The 14,081-nt window shown below is 68.5% G+C and carries 11 protein-coding genes; 3 read left to right on the forward strand and 8 right to left on the reverse strand.

The genetic code is table 11. From position 1 onward, the window contains the following. Positions 1–5: 5 nt before the first annotated feature. The 3 genes from ACIPRI_RS12775 to norR all read right to left on the reverse strand — a co-directional run bounded on the left by ACIPRI_RS12775 (position 6) and on the right by norR (position 4,086). Positions 6–908, reverse strand: a complete 903-nt coding sequence (locus ACIPRI_RS12775; RefSeq protein ID WP_446621823.1) for a DUF2950 domain-containing protein — start codon at positions 906–908, stop codon at positions 6–8. A gap of 22 nt (positions 909–930) precedes the next feature. Then, positions 931–2,325, reverse strand: coding sequence for a DUF3300 domain-containing protein (locus ACIPRI_RS12780; protein ID WP_446621824.1), 1,395 nt, complete (start codon positions 2,323–2,325; stop codon positions 931–933). Between the two features lie 159 nt (positions 2,326–2,484). Next, positions 2,485–4,086: a nitric oxide reductase transcriptional regulator NorR gene (gene norR, locus ACIPRI_RS12785; RefSeq protein ID WP_446621825.1), complete on the reverse strand. Its 1,602-nt coding sequence runs from the start codon at positions 4,084–4,086 to the stop codon at positions 2,485–2,487. Between the two features lie 151 nt (positions 4,087–4,237). Between norR and hmpA the strand changes: the two genes are divergently transcribed. Next, a complete protein-coding gene (gene hmpA, locus ACIPRI_RS12790) occupies positions 4,238–5,422 on the forward strand; it encodes an NO-inducible flavohemoprotein (RefSeq protein WP_446621826.1) in 1,185 nt (394 codons plus the stop codon). A gap of 26 nt (positions 5,423–5,448) precedes the next feature. Here hmpA and ACIPRI_RS12795 read toward each other — a convergent pair whose 3' ends face one another. From ACIPRI_RS12795 to ACIPRI_RS12805, 3 genes are read right to left on the reverse strand one after another with little or no spacing between them, the layout of a single operon-like run. Continuing rightward, complete coding sequence (locus ACIPRI_RS12795; protein ID WP_446621827.1) at positions 5,449–6,870, reverse strand: efflux transporter outer membrane subunit; 1,422 nt, start codon at positions 6,868–6,870, stop codon at positions 5,449–5,451. After that, positions 6,870–8,093, reverse strand: coding sequence for an HlyD family secretion protein (locus ACIPRI_RS12800; protein ID WP_446621828.1), 1,224 nt, complete (start codon positions 8,091–8,093; stop codon positions 6,870–6,872). Before ACIPRI_RS12800 ends, ACIPRI_RS12795 begins: the two co-directional genes overlap by 1 nt. Then, a complete protein-coding gene (locus ACIPRI_RS12805) occupies positions 8,094–8,660 on the reverse strand; it encodes a DUF3302 domain-containing protein (protein ID WP_446621829.1) in 567 nt (188 codons plus the stop codon). 210 nt (positions 8,661–8,870) lie between these two features. On the opposite strand from ACIPRI_RS12805, the gene ACIPRI_RS12810 reads away from it, so the two are divergent. After that, a complete protein-coding gene (locus tag ACIPRI_RS12810) occupies positions 8,871–10,523 on the forward strand; it encodes an acyl-CoA dehydrogenase family protein (protein ID WP_446621830.1) in 1,653 nt (550 codons plus the stop codon). A gap of 93 nt (positions 10,524–10,616) precedes the next feature. Continuing rightward, positions 10,617–11,918, forward strand: coding sequence for a serine hydrolase domain-containing protein (locus tag ACIPRI_RS12815; RefSeq protein WP_446621831.1), 1,302 nt, complete (start codon positions 10,617–10,619; stop codon positions 11,916–11,918). A gap of 127 nt (positions 11,919–12,045) precedes the next feature. Here ACIPRI_RS12815 and ACIPRI_RS12820 read toward each other — a convergent pair whose 3' ends face one another. Together ACIPRI_RS12820 and alkB are read right to left on the reverse strand one after the other, a co-directional pair. Further along, on the reverse strand, positions 12,046–13,248 hold the full coding sequence (locus ACIPRI_RS12820; RefSeq protein ID WP_446621832.1) for an ammonium transporter: 1,203 nt from the start codon (positions 13,246–13,248) through the stop codon (positions 12,046–12,048). Positions 13,249–13,407: 159 nt separating this feature from the next. Next, positions 13,408–14,049 (reverse strand): DNA oxidative demethylase AlkB, encoded by a 642-nt coding sequence (alkB, locus tag ACIPRI_RS12825; RefSeq protein ID WP_446621833.1) that lies wholly within the window; start codon positions 14,047–14,049, stop codon positions 13,408–13,410. Positions 14,050–14,081 lie beyond the last annotated feature (32 nt).

Raw genomic sequence — 14,081 nt, forward strand, 5'->3', positions numbered from 1 at the left:
GCGCATCAAGGCGCGTTCACCTTGGTCCAGCTTGCATCCGGGTTGAAGGTCTTCATCTCGCGCGCGAGCGTGGCGCTGCTGGCCCCCAGGTCCTTCTGGTAGAGCACGCCCTCGTGGTTGATCATGAAGCTGGTCACCCCGGTCTCGCCGTAATGGATCGGCCAGGCGACGAGCGCAAAGCCGGCGCGCATGCGATTGCCGATGACGTAGTCGTAGGCGCCGCCCGGTGCATCCTTGCCCTGCGCAGTGAGGATCCGGTAGTGGTAGCCGTGATAGCCCTCGCCAGCCTTCACGCCGCCGTAGCGCGGACCGAGCGGGCTGGGGCTCTGGCCGCTGCTGTCGTCCCAGTACAGGCCGTCATGCCGGCCCGGCGTGCTGGCGATCCTGCGCGCGTAGGCCAGCACGCCGTCGCCATCGCGGTCGCGCTGGGCGTATTCCTTTTGCGCATCGAAGTAGGCCAGCACGGCCTGCATGGCGGCCAGCTCGTTGCGGCCGATGCGCCGGGTGCGCATCTCGTCGGCGCCGGCTTGCGGATCGAAGCGCCAGCTGCCGCCTTTCATGACCAGCGGAATGGGCAAGGTCCAGCCACCGTCGCCAACGGCCAGCGCGGCCTTGTCCTGTCCGGTCGGCACGACCTTGTGCGCCTTGTCCCAGGCGCCGAGGAAGGCTTGCAGCTCGTTGCGGCCGATGTCGTCGGTCGGCACGAAGCGTTTCCAGTTGGCGCCCAGCACCTTGCGCAGGGCCGCGGAATCGTTGCGGGAAATGGCGTCGTGGAAGGCCTGGGCGGCTGCGTCGGCGCTGGCATAGGCCTGTTGCGCCGCCGCGAGGCCGGGCGCGAGCAGGGCGGCGCCGGCCAGCAGTGCTGCGGCTGCCAGATGGGCGGGGGAACGGTGGGTGGGGGTGCGCATGGTGTGCTCCAGTGCTTCTTGCTTATCGGCGTCCGCCACCGCGGCCGCCGCCACCACCGCGCCCACCGCCACCACCGAAGCCGCCGCCGCGCCCGCCCGAATGCTGCGACATCGATTGCCGGCTGGCATTGCCGCGGTCCATCTGCTGGCGCGCCTGGCCGGCATTGCCGGCGCCGCGGAAGGCGTTGTCACTGCCCGCGCCGCCGCGCGTGTCGACGCGCGACAGGCCTTCGCTGCCGCCGAAGCCGCCCTGGCCGCCACCGCGCGTGGCTGCCTCGGCGCGCTGGCGCGTGCCCGGATCGTTGCGCAGCCGATCGCGCTCCATCCCCGGGTCCATGCCGCGCTGCTGGAGGGTCGATTGCGCCTGCTGCCGCTGCGCATCGCGCCCGCCCGGGTCGCGGCCCCGGTAGTCGGCGCGGTTCTGCGCGCCCGGCACGTCCTTGCCGAAGCGCTGCTGGCTGGCGCTGTCGCGATAGGGCACGCCGCGCCGGTTCTGCGCGTTGTGCTGGAAGCGGTTCTGGTTGGCGTTGAGCTGCCGGTTGGTGTTGATGCTGTTGTAGCGGTTGACGTTGATGTTGACGTCACCGCCGCCCCAATTGCAGCCGCCCCACAGCGCCCCGACGGCCGCCACGCCGATGCCGAAGGCAATGCCGGTGGCCAACGCCGCGCCCGGGTAGTAGCCGGGGTAGTACATCGAAGGCGGGTACCAGTAGTAGGGCGGGTAGGCCGGGTAGGGCCAGGTGCCGTAGACCACGGTGGGGTTGTAGGTCGGCACGTAGACCGTCTGCGGATTGGCCGGTGCGATGGTGATCGCCTCCTGCTGCACCGTCACGGTCTGCTGCTCGGTGGTCTTCAGGTTGCCGCTGTCGCGGGCTCGGGCGCGCAGGCGCTGGGCCGAATCGAGCACTTCCTTGGACGAAGCGAGGAAGGCGTCGCCCAGGTTCTGCACCCAGTCGGGCTTGTCGCCCATGGTCTGCAGCACCTGCGGAAAAGCCACCAGCGACTTCACGCTCGGGTCCCAGGGCTGGCTCTCGACCGCGCGCACCGCCGCGTCGCCGGATTGCTGGGGGTTCGCCTTCGACCACTTGGCCGCGTCGGCCACGTCGGCCGGGTAAGTGGACGCCATCAACACCTGCGACAACAGCGAGTCCGGATACAGCGCGATGGGCGCCATCATCTGGTCGATCTGCGCCTGGCTGAAGGTGCCGTCGGCCAATGCCGGAACGCTCGATTGCGGCACGGGGGCCGGTGGCGCACGTTGCGTGGTGGTGGTTGTCGTCGTCGTGACGGTGGCGGGCTGCTGTACCGCCACCGGTACCGGGTAGGCACAGCCGGTTGCCACCATGGCCAGCGCGAGCGAGGCGCCAATGCAACGCGCGGCGGCCGGGTGATCGGATGGCATTCGCGCAGTACTCATATCGACGCTCCTGTTCAAGGGCTGTTTTTGCTGGCGCGGTGTCGACATCCAAGCCGACTGCGCGAACATGGCTGTGGCGCTGGCGACTTGTACGTCATGGCCAGAGCGCGCGTCAACATCTTTGACATATGTCGACAAGCGCGCCGAGTTCGACAGGCGCTACGGCTTTTGCGCCTTGGCGTGCGGCCCCAACGGCTTCTCGGCCGGCAACAGGCCGAGGCGCCTGGCCAGCCGCCCCAGATTCGCGCGATCGATTCCGAGCGCACGTGCCGCGGCCGCCCGGTTGAAACCGTATTGCGCCAACGCTGACGACACCAGTTCGCGCTCGAGTCTTGCAACCGCATCGCGCATTGAAGGAACCGGTGTGTGCGAAGCGGGCTCGCCCGCTTCGTGCGACGAGGCGCGAGCCGCCGCGTTGCTGGGCGCCAGGTCGAGATCCTCCGAAGTCAGGCTCAGGATGCGGGGGCGCTGGGCGTGTCTGCCCAATGCTTTCAGCACGCTGCGCCCCACCAGGTGCTCGAGCTCGCGCACGTTGCCCGGCCAATCGTGCGACAACAGGCTCGCTTGCGCGCTCGCGTCCAATCGCAGGCCGCCAAGGCCGAGGCGCGCCCGGTTCTCCTCCAGGAAGAAGCCGGCCAGCAGCAGCACGTCGCGGCCGCGCTCGCGCAGCGGCGGCACGTGCAGCGGATAGACGCTCAGACGGTGATAGAAGTCCGCGCGCAGCCGGCCTGCTTTCACTTCCTCGGCCAGGTTGCGGTTGCTGGCGGCGATCAGGCGCACGTCGACACGGTGCTCGCGGTCGGAACCGACACGCTGCAGCTGCCCGCTTTGAAGCACGCGAAGCAGCTTGGCCTGCATGGGCAGCGTGAGCTCGCCGACCTCATCGAGAAACAAGGTGCCGCCATCGGCCAGTTCGAACTTGCCGGCCCGCTCGCCGAAGGCGCCGGTGAAAGCGCCTTTGACGTGGCCGAAGAGCTCGCTTTCCGCCAGGGTCTCGGGCAAGGCCGCGCAGTTCAGGCTGACCATGGGGCGCGCCGCGCGCGGCGAGGCCGCATGCAGGGCTTCGGCCACCAGTTCCTTGCCGACGCCGGTCTCGCCCTGGATCAATACCGGCAGGTCGCTGCCGGCCACCAGCGAAATCTCCTTGTTCAACTGCCGCGCCGCTGGACTGCGGCCGATCAGGGTGCGCGCGCGCGGCGCGGCCGCCAGCCGATAGCCTTCCGCGCGCAGGCTCTCGCGCTCGGCTCGGGCATGCAACTGCTCGATACGGGCAGCCACGCTCACGGTGGCGGCAGCCAGGCTGCCGAAGGACTGCAGCACCGTCAGGTCGATCTGCGAGAAGCGCTCCGGCGTCAGTGCGTCGAGCGTCAGCACGCCCCAGGGCTGCTCGTCGAGCCGGATCGCGCAGCCCACGCAGTCATGGACCGGCAGGTGTCCCTGCAGACCCTCGACCAGTCCGTCATAGGGGTCCGGCAAGGGGCTGTCAGCGGGAAAGCGCACCGGACCCGCGGCCTCGAGCAACGCGGCAAAGCGCGGATGCTCCGCGACCCGGAAGCGCCGTCCCAAGGTGTCATTGCTCAGGCCGTCGACGGCCAGCGGCACCAGGCAGTCACCCTCCAGACGCAAAAGGGCCGCAGCATCGGAGGGCAACAGCACGCGAAGGGCCGCCAGCAGCCGTCGATAGCGTTCTGCACTGGGCATTTCGCGGGCAATGTCCGCCACCAGGGGCACGATGGCCTGAAGCAGTGGGTGTGTAGTCATGATGACCCTTCGAGAGTCTTGTTGACTACATTCTATGAGGGTCAAAAGGACATCACCAAGACGCAAGTCCTTGATTCTTCGACTGTGCCGGCCTGGAACGGCACTTGCGATAAGCAGGCCATCCACATCCGGACCAACCAGGAGAGTTTTCTTGCTGACCGCACACCAAAAGTCGATCGTCTTGGCCACTGTCCCGCTGCTCGAGAGCGGCGGCGAAGCGCTGACCACCCACTTCTATCGCATCCTGCTCGGCGAGCACCCGGAAGTGCGGCCGCTCTTCAACCAGGCGCACCAGGCCAGCGGTGACCAGCCCCGCGCACTGGCCAACGGCGTGCTGATGTACGCGAAGAACATCGAGCGGCTCGAGGCACTGGGCCCGCTGGCAGAGCAGATCGTCAACAAGCATGTGGCGCTGCAGGTGCAGCCCGAGCACTACCCCATCGTCGGCGCCACCTTGCTGCGCGCGATCCGCGAGGTGCTGGGCACCGAGGTCGCGACCGACGAGGTCATCGCCGCCTGGGCCGCCGCCTATGGCCAGCTGGCCGACATGCTGATCGGCGCCGAGCGGCAGGCCTACGACGCCAAGGCGATGGCGCCCGGCGGCTGGCGCGGCGCGCGCGCGTTCGAACTCTTGCGCAAGGAAGCGGAGAGCGACGAGATCGTCTCCTTCTACTTCGCGCCGGCGGACGGGGCGCCCATTCTTGACTTCGAGCCGGGGCAGTACATCGGCCTGCGCCTCGACGTCGATGGCCAAGATGTCCGGCGCAACTATTCCCTGTCCGCCGCCCCCAACGGCCAGACCTACCGGATCAGCGTGAAGCGGGAGCCGGGCGGACTGGTCTCCAATCACCTGCACGACCGCATGCAGCTGGGCGACCGCATCGATTTGTTCCCGCCGGCCGGCGCCTTTGCCCTGGAGCCCAGCCAGCGCCCCCTGGTCCTGATCAGCGGCGGCGTGGGGATCACGCCGACCTTGGCGATGCTGGAGGCGGCGCTGAAGACCTCGCGCGTCGTTCACTTCATCCATTGCGCACGCACGCGTGGCGTGCACGCGTTCAAGCAGGCGGTCGACGCATTGGCGCACAAGCATCCGCAACTTCAGCGCTTCTACTGCTACGAGGATGTATCCGAGGCCGACGACGCGCCGCACTCCGTTGGCCGGCTCGAGGCCCAGACCCTCGCACGCTGGCTGCCGGGCCCGGCCGAGAACGTCGACGCCTACTTCGTGGGACCCAAGCCGTTCATGAAGCAGGTTCGCGCGGCATTGCTCGGCCTTGGGGTGCCGCAGGAGCGCGTGCGCTGGGAGTTTTTCGGACCCGCATCGGCGCTCGAATAAAGCGCCAATGCATTCTCCCGGCCTGGCTATCTGGTCTGGCTGGTCTGCAACGGCGCAGTGCGCGCGTCGAAGCTGCCGCCCAGCGCCAGGTACAGGTTCACCCGCTGCACCAGCCGCTCGCTCTGCACCCGCAGCAAGGTGGACTGCACCCCGTACAGCGTCAGATTCTGTTGCAACAGGGCGCGCAGGTCGGTGGAGCCGACCTTGAAGCGCGTGTCGGCCAGCGACACCGCGCGCTCGTTCTCCAACACGCCCTGGCGCAGGATCTGCTCGCGCGCGTCGAGCGCGAACCCGGCCGACAGCGCGTTCTCCACTTCGCCGAAGGCGCGTGCGCCGGTGCGGCCGTACTCGGCCAGCGCCTGCTTTTCCTCGGCAGTGCGCAGTTCCACCTGGCCCTGCAGTTGCCCGCCCAGGAAGATCGGCGCGAGCAGCGAGGCGCCGGCGCTCCAGGTCGGGTTGTCGCGCTCCTTCAGCACGAACAGTTCGCTGGAGATGCTGGTCACGGTGCCGGTGAGCGAGATGACCGGCAGGCGCGCGGCCTTGGCCTGCGCGGTGCGATACAGGGCAGCCGCCACGCGCCGCTCCGCGGCGACCACGTCGGGGCGGCGCTCCAGCAGCGTGGAGGGCAGGCCGGCCGGAATCGGCGCCGGCGTGGCGCCGAGCGCGGTGGGCACCGGCAGCTGGGCGCCGGGGTAGCGCCCGACCAGGATCTCCAGCGAGCGCAGCGCTTGGCTGTAGGCCTGGTCCAGGTTCTGCGCGACATCCTTCAAGCTGCTCAGGTTGGCCTGCGCCAGCGCCATGTCGTATTCGTCGCCGACGCCCACGCGCAGGCGATCCTGCGTCAGGCCGACCAGGCGGGTGGAGGCGGCCACGGTCTCGTCGGCCAGGGTTTTCTGCAGGCGCGCTTCGGTGGCAAGGAACCAGCCCTTGGCAACCTGGGCCGCGATCGATTGGCGCGCGTACTCGGTGTCCAGCGCGACCGATGCGTATTGCGAATCCGCCGCGGCGGCGCCGGCACGCACCCGGCCCCACAGGTCGAGTTCCCAGTTGACGAACACGCCAACGCCCTGCAGGCCGCTGGAGTCGCCGCTCATCTTGCCGCCGCCGCGCGCCAGCAGGCTCACCTGCGGATAAAGCAGGCCACCGGCCACGCGTTGCGCGGCGGCCGCCTGCTCCACGCGCGAGGCCGCCACCCGCAGGTCGAAGTTGTGGTCCAGCGCTTCCTTGACCAGCGCGTCGAGTTGCGGATCCTTGAAGCTGGCCAGCCACTGGTCGGCCACGTCGGCGGCTTCGGCACCCTGGGCGCCCCACTGCGCGGGTGGCTTCAGGTTGGGCGCGGCCTGCGCTGCCAGCTCCTCGCCCGTGGGTGGCGAGGGCAGGGCGCAGCCGGCGAGCGCCGCCGCAAAGACGGCGACGGCCGGCAGGAGCTTGCGATGATGCTTGGCCATCAGTGAAGCTTCAGCACCAGGTAGTCCATCCAGGCGCTGACGCGGATCAGCACCTTGCGAAGGATGTGGATGTGGTGCCCATGGGCGGTGTAGATCGCGGCATCGCCGGTGGCGCCGGCCGCCAGGAACAACTCGCGGTCGCGCTCGGCGATGTTGAACTTGACGGCGAAGCGCCCGGGTGGCGGCGCCACCGGGCCCGATACCGGAATTTGGCCCGAGGGCGTCAGTTGGCCCGCGCCCTGGGCCCAGATGATGGAGTCGACCGTGCCCTTGATGACCTTGCCGGGCAGGGTGTTGATCGCGAACTCGGCCTCGTTGCCCGGCTCGACCTGGTGCAGCTCGTTCTGCCCGAACAAGGCCACGATCTGGCCCTGGGCTTCGACCAGCGTCATCACCGGATTGATCGGCAAGCCGGCCACGAAGCCGCCCGGCCGCAGCTGCAGGTTGACCACGTAGCAGTCGCAGGGTGAACGCGTGGTGGTTTCGGCCAGTTGCCACTTCGCGTTTTCCAGTTGCGCACGGATCTGCGCCACCTGGGCGTATTCGCCGTTGGACTTGGCGCCCAGGCGCTGCACCACCTGTTGCTCGGACGACATCGCCTGCGTCTCGCCGCCGCGGGCCTGCGCCTGCTGGCTGCGGGCGGCGTCGAGGGCACCCTGCTGGGCACGCAGGTCGGTCTCGGCCTTCTCCAGGTCGAACTTGCTGCCCGCGCCGGTGCGCACCAGCTCGCGGTACTGCTGCACGCGCTTGCGCGCCAGTTCGAAGTTGGCGGTGGCCGCACTGACGTTGCTGTTGGCCTGCTGCATGGCGCCCCGCGCCTCGGCCACCTTGCCGCGTGCGCCCTTGAGCGATTCTTCCTGTTCGCGCTGGCCGCCGATGGCGTTGGCCAATTGTGCCTCCAGCACGTTGACGTCGAGCTGGTAGGGCGTGGGATCGACCCGGAACAGCACCTCGCCCTTCTTCACCAGCCGGTTGCCTTCTTCCACCGGCACCTCGATCACCCGGCCCTTGACCTGCGAGACGATGGGCACGGTGTACTTGTAGACCCTCACGTCGGAAGAAGAGGGTGCGAACACGTTGAGCGACAGGATCAGGATCGCCATCCCGACGATGGGAATGATGACGACGATCACCTGGCTGGTGATGTTCCAGGGCAGCCACTTGAGCTTGATGAAGATCAGCCAGACGAAGAAGGCGTAGATCCCAAGGATCAGGATGTCCATTTACGCGCTGCCTTTCTGTGCGGCTTGCGCTTGCAGCGCCTGCTCTTCCTGGCGCAGGCGCACCAGTTCATCCTTGAGCGCGCGCAGGCGCGGCGGCAGGGCGCCCCGTGCCTCCATGGCGTCCAGGTCTTCGCGCAGGTGGACCAGGTCCTCACGCAGCAGGCCGCCCTCGCGGTGCTTCTCGGCCATCTCGTCGTAATAGTCCAGGTGCTTGTCGGTGCCGTAGGCGCTGCGATAGCCCACCGGCTTGGTGTAGGCCCAGAGCCAGGCCAGCGGCCACAGGAGGCCGCCGAAGACCAGCGACAGCAGGCACAGGGTGGTGATGGCGTCGCGCTGCGGATGGTGGCGCTTGTGCGCGATCTTCTCGGGCAGCACGTGCACCATCCAGAACAGCACGATGACCACCACCGGCACCACGATGAGCACCAGGACGGCCATCACATCGGCCACCGAATCCACGAAGCTCTTGCCTTCCTCGGCCCAGGCTGGCGCCGCCAGCAGCGCCAGCAACCAGGTCCAGGATCCCAATCGACTGCGGCGCGACGTCCGCACAGCTCGAATTCGCATGTGTCCGTTCCCTCCGAAAGAGTTGACGGGTTGTAACCGATCTCGGAGACCACGGGCAATGGCGGCGGACAACATGAACTTGCAAAGATCAAACCTGAACATCGGGCCGCGTTGGCCAAGGCCGTTGCGGACAGGACAAATCCGAACACCCCGAGCCCTCGATGTACCTAGACTTTCAGGGACCAACTTTCGAGATCAAGGGGACAAGAAATGAGCTGGCAGACACACGAAATCAGCAACCAATTCGACGAGTTGCAGAACTACAACCTGTACGCTACCGACGCGCCGCTGCGCGAGGCGCTGGAGCGCGCCGACGGCGGCTGGGCCGGCGACGAGTTGGCCGCCTACGGCGCGACGCTGGGCGCGGCGCAGACCTGGCGCTGGGCCGACGAGGCCAACAAGCACAAGCCGGAGTTCGACGCCTTCGATGCACGCGGCCGCCGCATCGACCGCGTCGACTTTCACCCCAGCTGGCACGCGCTGATGCGCATGCACCGCGAGGCCGGCTCGGTCTCGCTGGCTTTCCGGAACCCGCAGCAGCGCGGCCGCTGGACCGCCTGGGCGGCGCACTTCTACATGGAAGGCCAGGTCGAGGCCGGTTCCATGTGCCCGCTGTCGATGACGCAGGCATCCATCCCGGTGCTGCGCAAGGAGCCGGGCCTGTGGGCCACCTACGGCGACAAGCTCATGAGCAGCACCTACGATGCGCGCGATCTGCCGATCGAGCAGAAGTCGTCCATCTGGATCGGCATGGGCATGACCGAAAAGCAGGGCGGCTCGGACGTGCGCGCCAACACCACCACCGCCACGGCCATCGGCGCGGGCGGGCGCGGCGGCGAATACCTGATTCGCGGCCACAAGTGGTTCTTCTCGGCGCCCATGTGCGACGCTCACCTGGTGGTGGCGCGCACCGCCGACGGCGGTCCGTCCTGCTTCTTCGTGCCGCGCTGGAAACCCGATGGCACCAAGAACCCGGTGCACATCCAGCGCCTCAAGGAGAAGGTGGGCAACCGCAGCAACTCCAGCAGCGAGGTGGAGTTCCAGGACGCCTGGGGCATCCTGCTGGGCGAAGAGGGCCGCGGTATCCCGACCATCATCGAGATGGCCACCTACACCCGCCTGCACTGCGTGATCGGCAGCGCCGCCATGCTGCGCCAGGCCGCGGTGCAGGCCATCGCCTATGCGCGCCAGCGCAAGGCCTTCGGCAACGTGCTGGTTCGCCAGCCGCTCATGCGCGGCGTGCTGGCCGACCTGGCGCTGGAAAGCGAGGCCGCGACGGTGCTGGCCATGCGTCTGGCGCAGGCCTACGAGAACGGCGACGATCCGGCGCAGCGCGCGTGGAAGCGCGTCATGACGCCGGCCGCCAAGTTCTGGGTGTGCAAGCGCGCGGTGGAGGTGACCGGCGAAGCCATGGAGGTGTTCGGCGGCAACGGCTACGTGGACAACGGCCCGATGGCCCGACTGTTCCGCGAGGCGCCGGTCAATTCCATCTGGGAAGGCTCGGGCAACGTGATGTGCCTGGACGTGATGCGCGCCATCGGCCGCGAGCCGCAGGCGGCCTTCGAGCTGCTGGATGAACTGCAGCGCAATGCCCAGGGCGATGCCCGCATCGCCGGCGAGCTGCAGGCCTTGCGCGACCTGCTGGCCACGCCGCCCGATGCGCTGGAGGGCCTGGGCCGCCGCTTCGCGCAGCGCCTGGTGCTGGCCGCCCAGGCCACCTTGATGCGCCAGCACGCGCCGGCCTTTGCGGCCGACGCCTTCATCGCCACCCGGCTCGATCCGCAATGGGGCCGCGTGGTCGGCGCCGTGGACACGCGCGGCATCGACGTCGATGCGCTGCTGCAGCGCGCGCTGCCGGCCTGAGTTTTCCGCCGCACGCCGCCCCGGCTGCCTCGCCGCCGGGGCGCAGCCATGCTGCGCGACCGGGCCCCGAAAGATTTCAAGGAGAGGAAGACTATGACAAGAAGAAGATTCGCCATCATTGCCGCCGCCGCCCTGGCGGCTCGCGCCACCTTCGCCCAGGCACCGCAAGTGCCCGATCCGGCCGCCAGCGACCCGGTTCGCATGGGCTGGATGCAAGGCACGCCGCCCGCGCCCGAGAAGACCGTGCGCTACGTCGACGGCAGTTTCTACAAGTTCCCGCAGACGCGCTGGTCCTTTGCGCACTGGAGCCAGTTCGTGCCCTCGTCCGAGATCTGGCGTGGCGACGGGCCGGTGGCCGAGCTGCCGCGCGCCGAGCGCGGCGACATCAATGCCATCACCTTCCCGGTGGGCGGCGGTGCCATCATGAGCTGGCAGCAAGCGCTGGCCAGCAACTACACCGATTCCGTGGTGGTGCTGCACAAGGGCCGCATCGTCTACGAGCGCTACTTCGGCGTGATGACGCCGCACACGCGGCACATCGTGATGTCGGTCACCAAGTCCTTGGTCGGCACCTTGGGCGAGATGCTGGTGGCCGAGGGCAAGCTCGATCCGGCCGCCAAGGTGGCGCACTACATCCCCGAGCTGAAGGATTCGGGTTTCGGCGATGCAACCGTGCGCCAGGTGCTGGACATGACGACCGGCATCAAGTTCTCCGAGAACTATGCCGACCCCAAAGCGGAGATCTGGCCCTATGTGCGCGCCGGCAGCGTGCTGCCGCGCCCGCCCGGCTATGCCGGTCCGCAGGGCTTCTACGACCACGCGAGGACCGTGGAACGCGAGCGCGAGCCCGGCCAGGCCTTTGCCTACCAGACCGTGAACGCCGACGTGGCCGGCTGGCTGGTGCGGCGCGCCAGCGGCAAGTCGGTCGGCGAGCTGTTGTCCGAGCGCATCTGGCAAAAGCTGGGGGCCGAGCGCGACGCCATGATCGCCGTCGATTCCAGCGGCACCGCCTTCGCCGGCGGCGGCCTGCAGCTGACCACGCGCGACATGGCCCGCTTCGGCGAAATGATGCGCCTGGGTGGCGCATTCAATGGCCAGCGCATCGTGCCCAAGGCCGCCATCGACGACATCCGCCAGGGCGGCAACCGCGAGGTGTTTGCCAAGGCCGGCTACGCCACCTTGCCGGGCTGGAGCTATCGCGACATGTGGTGGGTTTCGCACGACGATCACGGCGCCTTTGCGGCGCGGGGCGTGCATGGCCAGACCATCTACATCGATCCCAAGGCCGAAATGGTCATCGCCCGCTTCGCCTCCGCGCCTCAAGCGGCCAACGCCGCCAGCGACCCCGTGATGCTGCCCGCCTTCCGCGCCCTGGCCGACTACCTGATGCGTTGAAGAAGAAGGCAGCCCACCCGCCCGCCAGCCCCACACCGCGGAACCGGCTTCGCCGGGCCGCTGGTGAGGTCCCCTCCTCGGGAGGTGGCGAATTACACGCAGCGAAGCGAAGTGAAAAGCCGGGAGGCTACCAATTGGCTTCGCGTTCTGGCGTGGCGGTGATGTGGTGGATCGACAGGTCGGCGCCCACGTATTCCTCTTCGTGCGAAAGGCGCAGGCCCAGCGTGGCCTTGAGGGTGCCGTAGACGGCGCCGCCGGCGATCAGGGCCCAGGCCACGCCGATCACCACGCCGATCAACTGGGCCATGAAGCTCACGCCGCCCAGTCCGCCCAGCGCCTGCTGGCCGAAGATACCGGCCGCCAGGCCGCCCCAGGCGCCGCACAGGCCATGCAGCGGCCACACGCCCAGCACGTCATCCACCTTCCACTTGTTCTGGGTCAGCGTGAACATCCAGACGAAGATGGCGCCGGCGATGCCTCCGGTGACGAGCGCGCCCAGCGGATGCATCAGGTCGGAGCCGGCGCACACGGCCACCAGGCCGGCCAGGGGGCCGTTGTGCACGAAGCCCGGGTCGTTCTTGCCCAGCGCCAACGCCACCAGGGTGCCGCCGACCATGGCCATCAGCGAGTTGACTGCCACCAGGCCGGAGATCTTGTCCAGGGTCTGCGCGCTCATCACGTTGAAGCCGAACCAGCCCACGCACAGGATCCAGGCGCCCAGCGCCAGGAAGGGAATGCTGGAGGGCGGATGCGCGCTCAGCGAGCCGTCGCCGCGGTAGCGGTTGCGCCGTGCACCCAGCAGCAGCACGGCGGGCAGTGCCAGCCAGCCGCCCATGGCATGCACCACCACCGAGCCGGCGAAGTCGTGAAATTCGGCGCCGGTGGCCGAGGCGATCCATGCCTGGATGCCGAAGGCCTTGTTCCAGGCGATGCCCTCGTACAGCGGATAGACGACGCCGACGATCACCGCGGTGGCGATCAATTGCGGCCAGAACTTGGCGCGCTCGGCGATGCCGCCCGAAATGATGGCCGGAATGGCCGCGGCAAAGGTCAGGAGGAAGAAGAACTTCACCAGCTCATAGCCGCTCTGCTTGGCCAGCTCCTGGGCGCCGACGAAGAAATGGGTGCCGTAGGCCACGCCATAGCCGACCGCGAAGTACACGACGGTGGACACCGAGAAATCCACCAGGATCTTGACCAGTGCATTCACCTGGTTCTTCTTGCGCACGGTGCCAAGCTCCAGAAAGGCGAAGCCCGCGTGCATGGCCAGGACCATGATGGCGCCGAGAAGAATGAAAAGTGCGTTTGCGCCCTGAGTTAGTGCGTCCATGAATATTGGTGCCGATATTGCTCTTGAATGGTGCGTGTTGACCTCAATGAAGAAGTCGTGCGCCGATAGAAAGCAATATTGGTGCCAAACGCGCAAGCATGGTGCAGCTTGCCGCCTGATGGTGCGCACCGCAACGATGCGCAGTCCCGGCGGCGGCGATCAGCCGGCCTGGCGAAAGCTCAGGTTGACGCGCCGGCGTCCCAGCCGCGGATGCTCGCCGTCGGGCAGCGTCGCCACGCCGTGGTAGCGCAGGCGCGAGGCGCCGCCCCAGACCAGCACGTCGCCGTGGACCACGGGCACTTTGAGCGTCTTGTCGGCGCGCGCCAGGCCGCCGAGCTGGAAGGTGGCGGGCAGGCCCAGCGACAACGAGACCAGGGGATGCGCTGCCGCTTCGCGCTCGTCCTTGTCCTGGTGCAGGCTGAGGCGCGCGCCGGGCTGGTAGACGCTGAAGAGGCAGGCGTCCGGCGCGAAGCCGTCGAAGCCGGCCCGGGCGGCCGCCTCGCGGGCCAATCGCGCCAGGCAGGGCGGCATGGCGGGCCAGGGGCGGCCGCTTTCGGGGTCGTGCGCCTGGTAGCGGTAGCCGGTCCGGTCGCTCACCCAGCCGAGTCGGCCGCAATTGCTCGCGGCCACCGACATCGTGAAGCCGCCGGGCGTCACCATGTGGCGCGGCGGCGCCTGTGCCAGCACCTCGTGCACGGCGGCGAGGATGGCCGTCTCGTCGGGCAGGGCAGCGCCGCGCAGCAACACGGCGCCGGGTGCAAGCGTGATGAGTTCGTCGTCGTGGAAGAGGCTTGCCGTCATGGCCGTCGGGGCGCGCGCTGAAAAGGACGCGA

The sequence above is a fragment of the Variovorax sp. LARHSF232 genome (genome assembly GCF_052871435.1).